Here is a 17013-nt window from a genome sequence, read left to right on the forward strand (position 1 = left end):
GTCGCCGGCCAGTAGTGCCGCAGCAGCGCCGCGAGGCCCTGGTGGACGCCGAACCACGCGGCCCGGGCGACGATCCGGCCGGCGACCGCGTCGGCGCGGGGCACGTCCCCGAGCCGGCCGCGCAGTCGCGCGAACATCCAGGCGTAGACCGCCGCCGCCCCGGCGGCCCCGGATCGCGTGCCGGAGAGCACGCCGGCGGCGGCGAGAGCGGACGGGATCGAGGTGACCACGGGCGCGGCGTGCGGGCCGTGCCGCCGGGCGAGTTCGGCGGCGCCGGTGCCGTAGAAGCGGCGCCGGTTCAGCAGCGCCCGCGCGGTGGTCCGGTGGTCGTGCCCCACGCGGGCGGCGGGCTCGTAGCGCACCGTCCACCCGGCGTCGGCGAGGCGCCAGCAGAGGTCGACGTCCTCGGCGACGCGCAGGGCACCGTCGAAGCCGCCGACGGCATCGAAGGCACTGCGCCGCACCAGCATCGCCGCGGACGGTACGTACGCGACGGGGTTGCCCGGCCGCGCGGCGCCCGGTCGCGGCCCCATGTCCAGGCTGGAGTGCAGGCCCGCGTACCGCGCCACGGGCCGCGTCCACGGCGCATCCGCGAGGCCGACGACGCGGGGCGCGGCGACGGCCACCGTCGGGTCGGCGAACCGCGCGCGGAGCACGTCGGCCCAGCCCGGGCGCGGCACGGTGTCCGCATCGAGGAAGGCGACGAACTCGGTGCCGGCGAGCGCGGCGCCACGGTTGCGCGCGTGGGCGGGACCGCGGTTCTCCGGCAGGCGCAGCAGCCGCACCGCGGGGCCGTCGGGGCCGCGGTTCTCGGGCACCCGGATCGGGACGGCGGAACCGTCGTCGACGACCACGACCGGCAGGCCGCGCACCGCCCGCAGCAGGCGATCGACGCCGGCCTGGTCGTCGCGGACCGGGATCACGACGGTGATCTCCGCGCGCCCGTCTCCGGCGGCGCCGGGCACGGAGACGGGGACCGCGACCCCAGAATCCAGCAGCCGCCGTGCGAGGCCCGCGGCCGCGGCGTCGCCGACGGTGACGGTGCCGGCGCGGTCGATCAGCCCGACGGCGGCGGACGACAGGGTCAGCAGCCGCATCGGGGAACCGCCGAGCAGGTGCCGCGGCCCCGGGCGCAGGCACGCCGGGTCGAGCCGGACGGCGAACCCCTCGGGCAGCACCGCGGACACGGGGCCGGTCATCGCAGCCGCCCGTCGTCGCCGACGGTCCAGCGGCCGAGCGCGCCGACGAGGCGGTCGACGGCTCCGTCGAGCAGCGCCGCGCCGCGCTCGGCGGTGGCGGTGGTCGGATCGCCGAGCACGCCGGTCGGCGTGATCGCGGCGACGCCCTCGGTGCGCAGCCGGTCGATCAGCACCCCGATCGGCGCCGTCTCCCCCGGCGCGATCCGGTCGGCGCGGACCGCGGCGGGCTCCTCGGCCAGGAGCACCGAGGTCTCGGTCTCCCCCGCGTGGGCGTCGCCGCCCGGGAAGACGCACGGGAACCACGCGGCGTCGCGCCCCTCGGAGCGGAGCAGCGCCACCGCGGCGCGCAGCGCGTCGAGGTTGCCACCGTGCCCGTTGACGAACGCGATCCGCGCCGCCCACCGGGAGGCGCTGCGCCCCAACTCCACCAGCACGATCTTCAGCGCGGCGGTGCCGATCGAGACGGTCCCCGGGAAGTCCTCGTGCTCGCCCGACGCGCCGTAGGGCAGCGCCGGAGCGAGGACGACGGCCCCGTCGGGCCCGGGGGCCGCGGCGAGCCGTTCGACGGCGCGCCGCCCGATCACGGCGGCGACCCGGGTGTCGGTGTCGAGCGGCAGGTGCGGTCCGTGCTGTTCGACGGAGCCGACCGGAACGACCAGCGTCGCCCCGGCCGGGGGGACCTCCGGCCAGGCCAGCGCGCCGAGCTCGGTCATCTCAGGCGCCGAGGACGCGGTCGAAGCCCTCGGGGATGATCAGGTCGTCCCGGCCGAGCTCGGCGACATCGCCGCGGCCCAGACCCATGAGGGTCGAGTCGACGCCCATGCGCAGCAGGTCGAGGACGTTCTCGACCCCCGCCTGACCGTTGGCCGCGAGGCCCCAGAGGTAGGCGCGGCCGATCATGACGGCCTTGGCCCCGAGGGCGAGGGCCTTGACCACGTCGCTGCCGCGCCGGATGCCGCCGTCGAGCAGGACGTCGATGTCGGCGCCCACGGCGTCGGCGATCGGGCCGAGTGCGCGGATCGAGGCGGGCGTCCCGTCGAGGTTGTTGCCGCCGTGGTTGGAGACGGAGATCGCGGTGGCGCCGATCTCGACGGCGCGGCGCGCGTCGTCGAGGCGGGTGATGCCCTTGACCATGAACTCACCGCCCCACTGCTCGCGCAGCCACTGCAGGTCCTCCCAGGTGGGCGGGGGTGTGTTCATCCACTGGCCGTACGCGCCGAAGAAGGTGGGGCCGGTGGCGCCGCGGTCCACGAGGTTGGGCGTGGTGAGGTCGGGCACGACGATGCGGCCGTCGCGGATCCAGTCGAGCGCGTACCGCGGCTTGACGGCGATCTCGGGCGCGAGGCGCGCGAGGGCCTTGAGGTCCACCTTCTCCGGAATCTCGGGGCTGCCCCAGTCGCGGCCGATGTTGAAGACCCAGTCGGTGGTGACGATGAGGCCGGTGCAGCCGGCGTCCTTGGCCCGTTGGGCTCGGGCGAGGATCTCCTCGCGGCTGCCGAGCCAGTAGATCTGGAAGAAGACCTTGTCGTTCACCGCGGTCACCTCCTCCACCGGCTTGCTGGCGAAGCTGGACAGGCCCATCGCGGTACCGCGGGCGGCGGCGGCGCGGGCGACGGCCACCTCGCCGTCGGGGTCGACGGCCTGGACGCCCGTCGGGGAGATCATCACGGGGAAGGAGAGCTCCTGGCCCATCACCTTCGTGGTGAGGTTGCGCTCGGCCTTCGCGCCGACGACGTGCGGGGCGAAGCCCAGCTCGGTGAAAGCACGGGTGTTGTCCTCGAGCGTGAGGCCGCCCTGCGTGCCGGCGACGAGCGAGGAGTAGACGGTGCGCGGCAGGCGTTTCCGGGCGCGGTTCTGCGCCTCGTGGACGGACTCGAACCAGGGGTTGCGCCGCCAGGGATTGCGCTCGGCGAGCGCGGACAGTCGGGAGATGATGGTGTTCCTCGGATCTCAGGAGCAGCCGGATGCGGAACATCCGGTGGCGGTCGTGGGGGCGAAGCCGGCGAGCGGGTTCTCGTCGCAGTCGCGCGACGGAGGGCGGGTCATCAGCGTGAGCGGAACGCCGCGCGAATGGTCCTTGTTGGCAGTGGGTTTGCTGCGCTCGCCCGCGAGCAGCGGCTCACCGTAGCCCTGCACGCACTCCGGGTCGGGCCCGTCCATCGGAAGGCCCGTGAAGAACTTGGCGGCCATGCAGCCGCCGCGGCAGGAGTCGAAGAAGCTGCACTGCGTGCACGCGCCCGCGCTCTGCGGCTCGCGCAGCGAGCGGAACAGCTCGGAGCGCTGCCACACCTCCTGGAAGCCGCCGTCGGCGGTCACGTTGCCCGCCAGGAAGTTCTCGTGGATGGCGAACGGGCAGGCGTAGACGTCGCCGACGGGGTCGATGAGGCACACGACACGGCCCGCGCCGCAGAGGTTGAGGCCGGGCAGGGCTCCCGCGCCGTCGTTCCCGCCGAACGCGGACAGGTGGAAGAAGGAGTCCCCGGTGAGCACGCCGTCGCCGTGGGCGACGAGCCAGTCGTAGAGCTCGCGCTGCTGCTCGGGCAGGGGATGCAGGTCGTCCCAGACGTCGGCGCCGCGGCCCGACGGGCGCAGGCGGGTGATCCGCAGGGTGGCGCCGTAGCGGTCCGCGAGGGCCTTGAAGTCGTCGAGCTGCGCCACGTTCTGCCGGGTCATGACGACGCTGATCTTGGCGTCGCGGAAGCCGGCGGCGGCGAGGTTCTCCAGGGCCGTGATCGCCATCGCGAAGGAGCCGGGGCCGCGGACGGCGTCGTTGACCTCGGCGGTGGCGCCGTCGAGCGAGATCTGCACGTCGACGTAGTCGGACGCGGCGAGGCGCTGCGCGACCTTCTGGTCGATGCGCAGGCCGTTCGTCGAGAACTTCACGCCCACCTGGTGCGCGGTCGCGTAGTCGACGAGCTCCCAGAAGTCGGGGCGGACGGTGGGCTCGCCACCGCCGATGTTGACGTAGAAGACCTGCATGCGCTGCAGCTCGTCGATGATGGCCTTGCACTGTTCCGTGCTGAGCTCGCGGGGGTCGCGCTTGCCGGAGCTGGAGAGGCAGTGCACGCACGCGAGGTTGCAGGCGTAGGTGAGTTCCCAGGTGAGGCAGATGGGGGCGTCGAGGCCGCGTTCGAACTGGTCGACGAGGCGACCGACGGGGGCGGGGCGGGGCCTTTCGAGGGTGGTCATGTCTCTCACTCCTGGTCGGCGGCCGGGACGATCATCCCGGATCGGGCGAGCGCATCGAGGGCGCTGAGGTACTGGGGGCGGTCGTCGGCGGCGATGCCCGCGGCGTCGAGCGCGGCCGCGGCGCTCGGGTGCTCGTGCAGGGACCGCACCACGTCGACGACGACGAGGTTCTTGAGGAACGAGAGCTTCCGGGTGCCGAAGTGGTAGAGCAGCGCACCGAAGGGCTCAGGGCGCACCGCGACGCGGGGGTTGATCGCCCACGCGGCGTCGGGGTCGAAAGGGGTCGAGGGGGCGTCGGCCCCGGCGGCCACAGGGCCGCCGGGAACCGGCGCGTGCGCGGTCGTCATCAGTACACGCCGCACATGCCGTCGATGGATACTTCCTCCACCAACGATTCCGTCACGAGCTCGTCCTGCGTCGCAGTCTCCTTGTCGGACATGTGAACCAACCTCCTCAGGTGTGCCGTTGTGGTTCCCGTCACACAGTAATGGCACTCAGTGCAAAATCATAGGGATTCGACGGAATCCGTCCTGACGTACGATCGCGAACAGTCCCCGACCGGCGGGAACGCGCAGAAAGTAGGCATCGACGATGGCCCCTCGCGGACGCAGCGGACCGCTCGGCGGGCGCCCCTCCGCGACCACGCGCGGCCACCTCAGCGGGATCGCCATCGACCTGTTCATCGAGAACGGCTTCGACGAGACGAGCGTCGACGACATCGCCGCCGCCGCGGGCATCGCGCGGCGCACCCTCTTCCGCTACTACCCGTCGAAGAACTCGCTCGCGTGGGGCGAGTTCGACGACCACCTGGACGGTCTACGCGGGCTCCTGAACGATGCCGACGGCACCGGCACGCTCGGGACCGAACTGCGGGATGCGATCGTCGCCTTCAACCAGGTGCCGGAGTCCGAACGCGAGCACCACCGCCGCCGGATGCACCTACTGCTGACCGTGCCCGCGCTCCAGGCGCATTCGATGCTCATGTACGCGGACTGGCGACAGGTGATCGCGGAGCACGTCGCGCGCCGCCTCGGGGTCGCGCCCTCCGATCACGCGCCCCAGACGATCGCCTGGATGGCACTCGGCGTCGCGCTCGCCGCCTACGACCAGTGGCTCCGGCGGCCCGACGCCGACCTCGAGGAGCTCCTGCGGAGCGGGTCCGAGCTCCTGATCGAGGCCGCCGACGCGGCGGCATCGCAGGGCGCGGAACAGCCGCTTCGGGCGACGACGGGCTCGACGACGAGGTCGTAGCCTCAGCGCCAGTGCGGGCCGAGGATCGCGGGGAACCGGCGACACAGGAGCAGCGCGATCTCCACATCGAGCCGTCCGTCCTCGAGCGGGCGGCCGCGCCGCTCGATCGCCTTGCGCACGCGGTACTTCACGGTGTTGGTGTGCAGGTGCAGCACCGGCGCTGCAGCGGTGAAGCTCGATCCCGCCTCCAGGAAGACCTGGAGCGAGTGCCGCAGGTGCGCATCCGAATCCGTCGCCTCGGCCAACGGCCCTAGCACCTCGCGCACCCAGACGTCCGCGGTCGACAGGTCACCGCCCAGCATCGCCGCGATCACCACGCCGGTGTCGTCGCTGGCCACGGTCACCCGCTCCTCCCCCGAGGCGCGCAGCGCGACCGCCCGTGCGTCCCGGGCGAGCTCGTGGGACCGCACGAAGCCCGCGGTGCCGCGGCGAGGCGCGCCGATCGCCACGGACGGAGCCTGCGGGTCGCCGTCGGCGAGCCGCCGGAGCGCCTCGACGGCACCGTCGGCGGCCCTGGCGGACAGCGGGATCCATCCCCAGGCGGTCTGCCGGTCGTGCGCCATGAAGAGCGGCGTAGCGGCCGCGCCGAGATGCTTCGAGGCGAGGTTCAGGAAGCGCTCCATCCCGATGAGCTCGCCGCGCTCGAGCACCGGCTGCGGATACCACAGGATCACGGCGAGGCTGTGCTCGCGCAGCGGATACCGCAGCGCCGAGCTCAGCTCATCCGTTCCGCGGGATTCCTTCCCGCCCGCGAGGATCCGGCGGATCTGCTCGCCGCGGATCCGCTCGCGACTCTCGCGCCACCGGTCGAGTTCCTGCCGGTACACCTCCACCACCTGCTCGGAGATCCAGTCGATGTACTGCGACGTGGCGGTGAAGGTGGCCTCGAAGACCTCGAGCGCGGTGTCCGCGTCGACGCCGCCGGCACGGACCTCCGCGAAGACCAGCCGCAGCAGCTCCTGCTGTCCGAGGCGATAGGCACGGACCAGGGCATTGGGCGTCACGTCGTGCTGCGCGAGCCGTCGCGCGTACTCCACGGCGGCGACCGGGGCGGTCACCCCGGCCACGTCGATACCGTGCCGGATGGCGGCGAAGATCGTCGCGATGTTGCCCTCGACGCTGGCCCGGAGCAGCTCCGTCAGCTGCGCATCGCCGTGCAGCTCCGGGATCTGGGCGAGGATCACGTCCCGCACCGCATCGGTCACCTCCGCGAGGCGCGGCTCCATGCGCGCGATCACCGTCGCCGCGGCCGACATCGACCCGGGCGCTGCGCTGTGGTCACTGGACACGGCCTCCGAGCGTAGCCATCGGAGGCGGTCGCGGGGCGTGGATCGGCCGATCGCTCGTTTGTGCGCGGAGGACAAATGCCGCGCAATCCTTGGGTGCCGCGGACGATGTGACGGCGGTCACGCGGGCCTAGATTTCTCGGTGAACCGGATCACACTCCATCCCGAGAGGGCCACCGATGCACTTCGCACTCCTCCCCGCACACCGGGCCCGCACCGCGCCGTCGGCGCCCGCGGTCGCCGACGACCAGCGGACCCTCGACAACGCGGCCTTCCACCAGGTCATCGAGCATGCCGCGGGGACCCTGGCCGAGCGCGGCGTGCGCCGCGGCGACGTCGTCGCGGTGCTGCTGCCGAACACCGCGGACCTCGTCGTCACGCTGTTCGCGGCGTGGCGGCTCGGCGCGGCGGTCACCCCGATCAATCCCGTCCTGACGGCCGACGAGATCCGCTACCAGGCGGGCGACGCGGGCTCGACGGTGTTGGTCACCGACAACCCCCGCACCGACGACCTCGGCGCGCCCGTGCTGCTCGCGGCCGACCTGGACGGCACCGACGTCGCGCCCGCCCCGGCCCTGGAGGCGCACGCCGAGGATCGGGCGCTGCTCATCTACACCTCCGGCACCACGGGCCGCCCGAAGGGCGTGCATCTCGACCACGCCAATCTCTCCGCGCAGTGCCTGGCCCTGGTCGACGTCCTCGGGCTGACCGCCGACGACCACAGCCTCCTGATCCTGCCCCTGTTCCACGCGAACGGCATCATCGCCGGCACCCTCTCGCCGCTGCTCGCCGGCGGCCGCACCACCGTGGCCGGCCGGTTCAAGCCGGACACCTTCTTCGACCGGGTCGAGCAGGTCCGCCCGACCTACTTCTCCGCCGTCCCGACGATCTACCAGATGCTGGTCGATCTCCCCGCCGACGTCCGCCCCGACACCTCCTCCATCCGGTACGGGATCTGCGGCGCCGCGCCGGCCAGCGTCGAGCTGCTCGCGAAGGTGGAGCAGCGCTACGGATTCCCGCTCGTCGAGGGCTACGGCCTGTCCGAGTGCACCTGCGTCGCCACGGTGAACCCCTACGACGGCGTCCGCAAGACCGGCACCGTCGGACCCGCCATCCCCGGCGTGACCGTCCGGGTCCTGGACCACGACGGTGCCGCGCTGCCGGCGGGCGAGGCCGGCGATGTCGTGATCGCGGGGCCGAACGTGATGCGGGGATACCTCGATCGCCCCGAGGACACCGCGAAGACCCTGGTCGACGGGTGGCTCCACACCGGCGACATCGGTTTCCTCGACGACGACGGCTACCTCACGCTCGTCGACCGTGCGAAGGACCTGATCATCCGCGGCGGCGAGAACATCTACCCCAAGGAGATCGAGTCGGTGATCTATCAGCTACCGGAGGTGTCCGAGGCGGCCGTCGTCGGCCGGCCGGACCCGACGTTCGGCGAGGTACCGGTCCTGTTCGTCGCCTTCACCGACGGCGCGCACCTCGAACCCGCGGAGATCCTCGCCCACGCCGCCGAGAGACTCGCCAAATACAAACTGCCCGCGGAGATCACGACTCTCCCGAGCCTCCCCAAGAACGCCGTCGGAAAGCTCGACAAGCCCACGCTGCGCACGCGCACCACACCCCCGGTCGCCGCGCCCTAGCCACGTCGCACCACCCGCGCACCACCCGAACAAGGAGAGTCATCATGGGATTCAAGGATCCGGTGTTCCCCGCAGTGGAACCCGAGGAATTCCTCCAGCGCCCCCTCATGGAGCGCATCCGCGTCCTCAGCACGCAGTGGGCCGAATTCGGTTTCGGCACCCCGTACATGATCCACGTCATCTACGTGCTCAAGCTGTTCGTCTTCTACGGGCTCGGCGGAGTGGCGCTGGCGACGCTCACGTCGGGGATGCAGCCCTTCGCCCTGGGCGAATGGTGGAACCAGCCCGTCGTGTACCAGAAGCTGGTGCTGTGGACGGTGCTCCTGGAGGCCATCGGCGTCGCCGGCTCGTGGGGCCCGCTCGCAGGTAAGGCGAAGCCGATGACCGGCGGGATCCGGTTCTGGGCCCGGACGGGCACGATCCGGCTGCGCCCGTGGACGTGGGTCCCGGGCACGAGCGGCGACCGCCGCACCGCCTTCGACGTCCTCGTGTACCTCGCACTGCTCGTGTCGCTCGTGGTGGCCGTCGTGCTCCCCGGCGTCCGGGGCCTCGGCGGATTCGACGCCGCGATGGCCGCGCTCGGCATCGACGCCTCCCACGGCCTGATGCGCGCCGAGCTGCTGATCGCGCCGATCGCCCTGCTGATCCTGATCGGCCTGCGCGACAAGACGATCTTCCTGGCCGCGCGCGGCGAGCAGTACCTGCCACCGATGCTGGCCTTCGCGATCCTGCCGCTGCTCTTCGGCGATCACGGCTTCGAGAACATGATCATCGCGCTCAAGCTCGTCATCGGCGTCGTGTGGCTCGGCGCGGGCCTGTCCAAGTGCAACCACCACTTCACCATGGTCATCCCTCCCATGGTCTCCAACAGCCCGCTCGTGCCCGGCACCTGGTTCAAGAAGCTGCAGTACAAGAACTTCTCGCAGGACATGCGGCCGTCCGGTTTCGCGCGGTTCATGGCGCACGGGCCCGGCGTGGTCGTCGAGATCATCGCGCCACTGATCCTGCTGTTCTCGACGAACCGCACCGTCACCGTCGTGGCGGCCGTGTTCATGTGCCTCTACCACCTGTTCATCATCTCCACCTTCCCCCTCGCCGTGCCGCTGGAGTGGAACCTGCTGTTCGGCTACACCGCGATCTTCCTGTTCATCGGCTTCCCCGCCGACAGCGGCTACGCACTGTGGGACATGAGCCCCGCGTGGCTGGCGATCGTCATCACCGCGGGCCTCGCCTTCTTCCCGATCCTCGGGAACATCCGCCCGGACAAGATCTCGTTCCTGCCGTCGATGCGGCAGTACGCCGGCAACTGGGCCACTGCACTCTGGACCTTCGCACCGGGCACCGAGGAGAAGCTCAACCGCGTCACCCGGTCGGCGCCCAACCAGATCGATCAGTTCATCGCCGCCGGCTACCCGCCGCTGTGGGCGGAGATCACCCTGCAGATGACCATCGGCTGGCGCTCCCTGCACAGCCAGGGCCGCGGCCTCTTCTCGGTGCTGCTCGCCACCCTGCCCGACATCGACAGGCGCACCGTGCGCGAGGCCGAGTTCGTCTGCAACTCGATCCTCGGCTTCAACTTCGGCGACGGCCACCTCCACAACGAGCACATGATCAAGGCCGTGCAGGACGAGGCGCGGTTCGAGCCCGGCGAGTGCGTCGTGGTGTGGGTCGAATCGCAGCCGGTGCACAAGAAGACGCAGGCGTACAAGGTGATCGACGCCGCGCTGGGCGTCGTGGAGGAGGGCGTCTGGAACGTGCACGAGGTCACCGAGACGCAGCCCTGGCTGCCCGACGGCCCCGCCCCACACACTCCCACCTGGTCGCGGATCCGCGCCGGCAAGCCGAGCGACGACCGGCCGGCGGTCGGAGCATGAGCACCGCCACCGTCGTCGGCGCCGGCCCCAACGGCCTCGCCGCCGCGATCACCCTGGCCCGGGAGGGCGTCGACGTGACGCTCCTCGAGGCGGCCGGCACCGTCGGCGGTGGCACCCGCTCCTTCGAGGGCATCGTGCCCGGCCTGATCCACGACCACTGCGCCGCCATGCACCCCATGGCCGTCGGCTCCCCGTTCCTGAACTCGCTCGATCTCGAGCGGCACGGCCTGCACTGGCGCGCCGCCGAGATCGACTGCGTCCAACCGCTCGACGACGGCACGGGCGGCGTCCTGCGGCGCTCGGTCGCGGACACCGCCGCCGGCCTCGGGGTCGACGGTCGGCTGTGGCGGACCCTGTTCGCGAGCTCCGTCGACCACATCGACGCGATCGGCCCCGCCATCCTCTCGCCCCTCCTCCGAGTGCCGGAGCATCCGATCCGCCTGGCCCGGTTCGGGGTGGCCGCGCCACTGCCCGCCGCGGTGCTCGCCCGCGCCTTCCGCACCCCGCAGGCCCGCGCACTGTGGGGCGGGATCGCGGCGCACACGTTCCGGCCCCTGCACGAACCGATGACCTCCGCGATCGGACTGGGGCTGCTCACCGCCGGTCACGCCTTCGGCTGGCAGGTCGCCGAGGGCGGCTCGGGGGCGATCGCCGCGGCGCTGCTCGCCGAGCTCGAGGACCTCGGCGGCACGGTCGAGACCGGCTTCCGGGTGGCCTCCCTCGCCGACCTGCCGCCCTCGGACCTCGTGCTGTTCGACCTGGATCCGCAGCAGGTCGCGGCGATCCTCGGCGACCGGCTGCCCGCCCGCGTGCGGCGCGGCCTCGACCGCTTCCGGCGCGGCCCCGGCGCGTTCAAGGTCGACTTCGCCGTCCAGGGCGGCGTGCCCTGGACCAACCCCGACGCCCGCCGCTCCAGCACCGTCCACCTCGGCGGCGAGTTCGCGGAGATCGCCGCCACGGAGAAGGCCATCGCCGCCGGGCGAATGCCCGAGCGGCCCTTCGTCCTGGTCGGGCAGCAGTACCTCGCCGACCCCTCACGCAGCGTCGGCGACGTCCACCCCGTCTGGTCCTACGCCCACGTCCCGAACGGCTACACCGGCGACGCCACCGAGGCGATCATCGCGCAGATCGAACGCTTCGCCCCCGGCTTCCGCGACCGCATCGTCGGCACCGCCGTCTGCTCCACCACCGAGATGTCCCGCTACAACGCCAACTTCGTCGGCGGCGACATCAACACCGGCTCCAAGGACCCGCTCCAACTCGTCTTCGGCCCCCGGATCACCCTGCAACCCTACGACCTCGGCGTCCCCGGCATGTACATCTGCTCCGCCGCCACCCCACCCGGACCCGCCGCCCACGGCATGTGCGGATACCACGCCGCCACCCGCGCGCTCGCGCGCCTGCAGCCGACCGGCGATCCGGCCGTCCGGGCTAGGACGTGACGGCCGGGCGGGCGCCCGCGGGGCCGGCGAAGACCGTGCGACCGAGGGCCTGCCAGAGCAGCAGGACTGCGCCGAGCGTCATCGAGACGGCGCCGGCGGGGACGTCGAGCGGCCAGTAGAAGAGCGCGCCGATCACGATCATCGCGATCCCGATGCCCACCGAGACCTTCAGGCTCTGCGCGGCCATCGGGATCATCTTCCGCCCCGTGGTCCACAGGCTGGCCGGCGTGCGCCGCAGCACCTCGCTGATCGCGACGGTGAAGAAGGCGGTCACGACGAAGGTGCAGATCGTCAGGATCGGCGCGTACACGTCGAAGCGGAAGCGCTGGATCGTCGGCGCCAGCTCCTGCAGCGCGAAGGCGTGCACCAGGAAGATGCCGAACGAACGGTCGGACGCGGTCGTGAGGAACCGGTCCCAGAACGAGCCCGCCGTGCGGTGGTCCGACCAGTAGGTGCCGGCCGCGTAGAGCGCCAGGATGATCATCACGAACATCACCGCGGCGTAGGGGCGGAAGACGTTCGCGGCGTCCGTCGGGAACATGCCGACCATGCTGGTCTTGTAGCCGTACGCGATGAGCGTGACGATCACGACGCCGATCGCCACGGTGATGACCCGCCCGCGGAAGCGGGACATCCAGGCCCGCACCTCCCCGAGGTGCATCGCGGCGACGCAGCCGAGCAGCGTGAAGAACTGGTACGGGAAGACCGTGGCCGGCAGGTGGTTCCACAGCTTCGCGAGCAGCCCGTAGTTGAACATCTCCGGGCGGGCGGTGGTCATGTAGTGCATCAGCACCAGGTGGAAGGCGAAGCTCGCCGCCAGCAGGTACTTGTGGTAGCCCATCGTCGCGCGCAGGAACTTCAGCAGGAACGGGAAGATCAGGTACACCTGCATCGTCACGAAGACGAAGTAGAGGTGGTACCAGGCGTCGCCGGTGAACAGGTCGTAGGCGAGCACCTTGAGCGCGGCCTTCGTTGACTCCCACGTCTCGAACGTCCGCGTGATGTTGGAGAACGCCGGCGGCCACATCACGTACATGTGATAGAGCCAGTAGAAGACGCTCCAGGTCAGGAAGGGCAGGCCCACCGCCTTGTACCGGCGCCGCCAGAAGTCGATCGGATCCAGCTTGCGGTCGCGGTACTGGTAGACGAGCACGAAACCGGTGAGCGCGAAGAAGGCGTTGCGGGTGTAGTGGAAGATCGTCTGGATCGCGTTCGAGGCGACGCTGAACGGGAACGTCGTGCCCGAGACGCAGTGGTCGAAGATGACACCCGCGAACGTCACGATGCGCACGATGTCGAGCTCGTAGAGGTGGCCGCCCCCGCGCTTGGGCTTCGACGGTGCCGGCGCGCCGGTCTCGCTCGCGGGCTCGGACCGATCGGGCGCGGGCGTCACCGCCACGGGCTCAGGCGTCTGCTCGACGCCGCGTTCGCTCATCGTCTGGTCCACACCCACTGATCAACAATCCCTCATACACCACGGCAACGCCTGGTCACAGGCCCTTCGTACGGTAACCGTTGCGACTACGCCACTCCAACTCCGCCGCACATTGCCAGGGGACTGCCAGGACGGCGCGCGCGGGACACGGGGCCGCCGTTTCTGCGCCTGCGCCGGGCGCATGTGTTGCTTCCGAAAGCCATGCGCGGCACGCATGGCCGCATCCGCGCAGCTCAGGACTGTTCTTTCCAGGGAGGGGTATGCGCGTCGCGCACGGCTCCTCGGAGGACCTCATCCTCCGCGTCGCACGCCCGAACTGCATACGTCAGTTCGCGGTCCAACCGCCGTCCATCGTGTACGCGGCGCCGGTGACCATCGCGGCGGCGGGGCTGCACAACCAGGCGACCAGCCCCGCCACCTCGTCGGGCTCGATGAGTCGCTTGATGGCCGGGCGGGCGAGGAAGACCTCGTCGGTCACCCGCTGCTCGCTGATCCCGTGCGCGGCGGCCTGCTCGGCGATCTGCTTCGCGACGAGGGCGGTGCGGACGTATCCGGGATTCACGCAGTTGCTGGTGACGCCGTGCTCGCCGCCCTCGAGCGCGGTGACCTTGGACAGGCCCTCCACGCCGTGCTTGGCCGCGACGTAGGCGGCCTTGTACTTCGAGGCGCGCAGTCCGTGCACCGAGGAGACGTGCACGATCCGGCCGAAGCCGCGCTCGTACATGGCCGGCAGCGCGGCGCGGGTGAGCAGGAAGGGAGCCTCCAGCATCAGGGTCAGGATGCGGTGGAACCACGCCGGATCGAAGTCCTCGATCGGGGCGACGTGCTGCACGCCCGCGTTGTTGACCAGCACGTCGACGTCGAGGCTCAGGTCCGCCAGGGCCGCGGTGTCGGTGAGGTCGAGCTCGAGCGCGGTGCCGCCGATCTCCCCGGCGAGCGCCGCGGCCGCGGCACCGTCGCGATCGACGACGGTGACGGCGGCACCGTCGGCGGCGAGGCGGCGCGCGACGGCCGCCCCGATCCCCGCGGCGCCGCCGGTCACCATCGCCCTCACGCGCGCGCCCCGGTGGCCCGCTCCGCTCGCAGGGCCGCCCGGTCCTCCTCGTCGATGGTGGCGAGGTCGATGCCCTTGGTCTCCCGGACGAAGAAGACGGCGAGGAAGGTGATGGCGCACGCGATCGCGAGGTACACCGCGACCGGTACCGAGGAACCGAAGTCCTTGAGCAGCTTGGTCGCGATGATCGGCGCCAGCGAACCGGCGACGACCGAGGTGACCTGCGCGGCGACGGAGACACCCGAGTAGCGCATCCGGGTCGGGAAGGACTCCGCCATGATCGCGGGCTGCGGCGCGTACATCAGCGCGTGGAACATCAGGCCGATCGTCACCGCGGCGACGACCACCACACCGTGGCCCGTGTCGAACATCGGGAACGCGAAGAAGCCCCAGGTCGCGGCGAGCGCGGCACCCGCCCAGTACACGGGCCGGCGACCGACGCGGTCGGTGAGCGCGCCCGCCAGCGGCATGACCGCGAAGTGCACGGCGTGCGCGATGAGCAGCCACATCAGGATGTCGGAGGTGTCCATCTTCACGACGGTCTTGAGGTACGTGATCGAGAAGGTGACCACGAGGTAGTAGAAGATGTTCTCGCCGAACCGCAGGCCCATGGCCGAGAGCACGCCGCGCGGGTAGCGCTTGACGACCTCGACGACGCCGTAGGAGACGGCCTTCTCCTTCTCGATCTCCTGCTGGGCCTCCTTGAACAGCGGCGACTCGTCGACCTGGGTGCGGATGTAGTAGCCCACCAGCACGATCACGGCCGACAGCCAGAAGGCGACGCGCCAGCCCCACGCGAGGAAGGCGGCCTCCGAGAGCGCGTTCGTCAGGATCAGCAGCACGACGGTGGCGGCCAGGTTGCCGCCCGGCACGCCGGCCTGCGGCCACGACGCCCAGAAGCCGCGTCGGGGGTTCGGGCTGTGCTCGGCCACCAGCAGCACGGCGCCGCCCCACTCGCCGCCCACGGCGAAGCCCTGGATGAAGCGCAGCACCACGAGCAGGAAGGGCGCCCAGTAGCCGATCTGGTCGAACGTGGGGAGACAGCCCATGAGGAAGGTGGCGACGCCGACCATGAGGATCGAGACCTGCAGGAGCTTCTTGCGGCCGAGCTTGTCGCCGAGGTGCCCGAAGACGATGCCGCCGACCGGGCGCGCCGCGAAGCCCACCGCGTAGGTCACGAACGCCGCGATGATCGCGTCGTACTCGCTGGCGCCGGCCTTGAAGAAGATCTTGTTGAACACCACCGTGGCGGCGATGCCGTAGAGGAAGAACTCGTACCACTCGACGACCGTGCCGGCCATCGACGCGGCGACGATCTTCCGGAGCCCGCGCGGCTGCTCCAGGTCGGTCTGCGTCATTTCCACTCCTTGTGCGACGGATCACGGCGCCGAACCGATGTGACGCACGCCATGCTCAACGCAGTATGTATGGATAAAATCGCACACACAATGCCCACATCCGCGGATCGGATCTGCATCCATGCACACCCCTGAGCCGAGCGCCGACGGCCTGCTGACCCTGCTGGCCGTCGCCCGGACCGGCCGCTACACCGCGGCGGCCGACCTCCTGGGCATCAACCACACCACCGCCTCGCGCCGGGTCGCGGCGCTCGAGCAGGCGCTCGGCGGGCCGCTGCTCGCGCGCGGGCCGGCGGGCTGGGAGCTGACCGAGCTGGGCCGGTCGGGCGTCGCCGCCGCGGAGCGGATCGAGTCCGTGCTGCACGGCCTGGACGCCGACACCGCCCACGACCTGCACGGCAAGGTCCGGATCGCCGCGACCGACGGTTTCAGCGCCCGCGTCGTCGCACCGGCGATCGCGGAGCTGGGGCGGGCCCACCCGCGACTCTCCGTCGACCTGCTGACCGTGACGCGCCGCGCACCGTCGACCCGGTCCGGCGTGGACATCGAGATCGTGGTGGGCCGCCCCGGCACCTACCGGGTGGAACCCGAGCTGCTCGCGCCGTACCGGCTGGGCCTGTACGGCTCCCGGGACCACCTCGCCGCCGAGGGGACGCCGCGGCGCCCGCGCGACCTCGCCGGGCGGCCGCTCGTCTACTTCATCGACTCGATGCTCACCGTCGACGACCTGGACCTCGCCCGCGTGCTCGTGCCCGACATGACCGACCGGCTCAGCTCCACCAACGTGCTGGTCCACGTCGAGGCCACCTGCGCCGGCGCCGGGCTGGGCCTGCTCCCCTGCTTCCTCGCCGATACCCGCCCCGATCTCGTCCGGGTGCTGCCCGACGAGGTCTCCGTGCAGCTGGAGTACTGGATGGTGGTGCGCCCCGAGGCGTCGCAGCGGCGCGAGGTGGCCGCGGTCGTCACCGCCCTGCGCGCGCGGGCCGCGTCGATGCGGGCCGTGCTCCTGGGGACGGCGACCGCCGCCTAGAAGAGGTCGTCGAGCCGGACGTACCCGTCCTGCAGCAGCCGCGCGGCGAGCGCCGTCTTCGTGGTGGCGGGGCGCCCCGCCGCGGCGTACTTCGCCCGCACCCGCGCGACGTGCTCCGCCACCGTGCATTCCGCGATGAACAGCCCCCGCGCCGCGGCCGCCTTGCTGTCCGTGCAGAGCCAGGCGCGGACCACCTCCACCTCACGGTCGCTCAGCCCCGCGCCCGCCATCACCGCTGCCGTCATC

Annotated in this window: 15 protein-coding genes and 1 pseudogene; 5 read left to right on the top strand and 11 right to left on the bottom strand. The window is 71.6% G+C overall.

What is annotated here, in order from left to right; genetic code table 11:
* The 6 genes and pseudogenes from mftF to mftA all read right to left on the bottom strand — a co-directional run.
* Window positions 1–1199 (bottom strand): annotated as a pseudogene (gene mftF, locus ACNAYW_RS17570) (mycofactocin biosynthesis glycosyltransferase MftF); the annotation flags it as partial.
* Window positions 1196–1912: a mycofactocin biosynthesis peptidyl-dipeptidase MftE gene (gene mftE, locus ACNAYW_RS17575; protein ID WP_415850949.1), complete on the bottom strand. Its 717-nt coding sequence runs from the start codon at window positions 1910–1912 to the stop codon at window positions 1196–1198. The pseudogene mftF and the gene mftE, both read right to left, overlap by 4 nt.
* Before the next feature lies 1 nt (window position 1913).
* Window positions 1914–3131, bottom strand: a complete 1218-nt coding sequence (gene mftD, locus ACNAYW_RS17580) for a pre-mycofactocin synthase MftD (RefSeq protein ID WP_415850981.1) — start codon at window positions 3129–3131, stop codon at window positions 1914–1916.
* Between the two features lie 18 nt (window positions 3132–3149).
* Window positions 3150–4388: a mycofactocin radical SAM maturase gene (gene mftC, locus ACNAYW_RS17585; RefSeq protein WP_415850950.1), complete on the bottom strand. Its 1239-nt coding sequence runs from the start codon at window positions 4386–4388 to the stop codon at window positions 3150–3152.
* Between the two features lie 5 nt (window positions 4389–4393).
* Window positions 4394–4735, bottom strand: a complete 342-nt coding sequence (gene mftB / locus ACNAYW_RS17590) for a mycofactocin biosynthesis chaperone MftB (RefSeq protein ID WP_415850951.1) — start codon at window positions 4733–4735, stop codon at window positions 4394–4396.
* Window positions 4735–4827, bottom strand: a complete 93-nt coding sequence (gene mftA / locus ACNAYW_RS17595; protein WP_114515824.1) for a mycofactocin precursor MftA — start codon at window positions 4825–4827, stop codon at window positions 4735–4737. The genes mftB and mftA overlap by 1 nt, the downstream gene beginning before the upstream one ends.
* Before the next feature lie 152 nt (window positions 4828–4979).
* Here mftA and mftR point away from each other — a divergent pair, with 152 nt between their 5' ends.
* Entirely contained in the window at window positions 4980–5639 is a 660-nt protein-coding gene (gene mftR / locus ACNAYW_RS17600; protein WP_415850952.1) for a mycofactocin system transcriptional regulator, read from the top strand.
* Window positions 5640–5641: 2 nt separating this feature from the next.
* On the opposite strand, the gene ACNAYW_RS17605 is transcribed toward mftR, so the two are convergent.
* Window positions 5642–6928: a PucR family transcriptional regulator gene (locus ACNAYW_RS17605; RefSeq protein WP_415850953.1), complete on the bottom strand. Its 1287-nt coding sequence runs from the start codon at window positions 6926–6928 to the stop codon at window positions 5642–5644.
* Between the two features lie 176 nt (window positions 6929–7104).
* Here ACNAYW_RS17605 and ACNAYW_RS17610 point away from each other — a divergent pair, with 176 nt between their 5' ends.
* The 3 genes from ACNAYW_RS17610 to ACNAYW_RS17620 are packed head-to-tail and all read left to right on the top strand — an operon-like array spanning window position 7105 to window position 11890.
* A complete protein-coding gene (locus ACNAYW_RS17610; RefSeq protein WP_415850954.1) occupies window positions 7105–8574 on the top strand; it encodes a class I adenylate-forming enzyme family protein in 1470 nt (489 codons plus the stop codon).
* A 44-nt stretch (window positions 8575–8618) separates the two neighbouring features.
* Window positions 8619–10448, top strand: a complete 1830-nt coding sequence (locus tag ACNAYW_RS17615) for a DUF3556 domain-containing protein (RefSeq protein ID WP_415850955.1) — start codon at window positions 8619–8621, stop codon at window positions 10446–10448.
* A complete protein-coding gene (locus ACNAYW_RS17620) occupies window positions 10445–11890 on the top strand; it encodes a phytoene desaturase family protein (protein WP_415850956.1) in 1446 nt (481 codons plus the stop codon). The genes ACNAYW_RS17615 and ACNAYW_RS17620 overlap by 4 nt, the downstream gene beginning before the upstream one ends.
* On the opposite strand, the gene ACNAYW_RS17625 is transcribed toward ACNAYW_RS17620, so the two are convergent.
* The 3 genes from ACNAYW_RS17625 to ACNAYW_RS17635 form a co-directional block, all read right to left on the bottom strand.
* Window positions 11880–13343 (bottom strand): acyltransferase, encoded by a 1464-nt coding sequence (locus tag ACNAYW_RS17625; protein WP_415850957.1) that lies wholly within the window; start codon window positions 13341–13343, stop codon window positions 11880–11882. The two genes, ACNAYW_RS17620 and ACNAYW_RS17625, sit on opposite strands and share 11 nt — an antisense overlap.
* 307 nt (window positions 13344–13650) lie before the next feature.
* The gene (locus tag ACNAYW_RS17630; protein ID WP_415850982.1) at window positions 13651–14370 is read right to left on the bottom strand and encodes a 3-hydroxybutyrate dehydrogenase; all 720 of its coding nucleotides are present in this window, start codon (window positions 14368–14370) and stop codon (window positions 13651–13653) included.
* A 5-nt stretch (window positions 14371–14375) separates the two neighbouring features.
* Window positions 14376–15737 (bottom strand): MFS transporter, encoded by a 1362-nt coding sequence (locus ACNAYW_RS17635; protein ID WP_415850958.1) that lies wholly within the window; start codon window positions 15735–15737, stop codon window positions 14376–14378.
* Window positions 15738–15858: 121 nt separating this feature from the next.
* Here ACNAYW_RS17635 and ACNAYW_RS17640 point away from each other — a divergent pair, with 121 nt between their 5' ends.
* A complete protein-coding gene (locus ACNAYW_RS17640; protein WP_415850959.1) occupies window positions 15859–16767 on the top strand; it encodes a LysR family transcriptional regulator in 909 nt (302 codons plus the stop codon).
* Here ACNAYW_RS17640 and ACNAYW_RS17645 read toward each other — a convergent pair.
* Window positions 16764–17012 (bottom strand): LuxR C-terminal-related transcriptional regulator, encoded by a 249-nt coding sequence (locus ACNAYW_RS17645; RefSeq protein ID WP_415850960.1) that lies wholly within the window; start codon window positions 17010–17012, stop codon window positions 16764–16766. The genes ACNAYW_RS17640 and ACNAYW_RS17645 overlap by 4 nt on opposite strands.
* Window position 17013: the final 1 nt, after the last annotated feature.

Origin of the sequence: Tsukamurella ocularis, from assembly GCF_965138335.1 — a bacterium.
Taxonomy (GTDB): domain Bacteria; phylum Actinomycetota; class Actinomycetes; order Mycobacteriales; family Mycobacteriaceae; genus Tsukamurella; species Tsukamurella ocularis_A.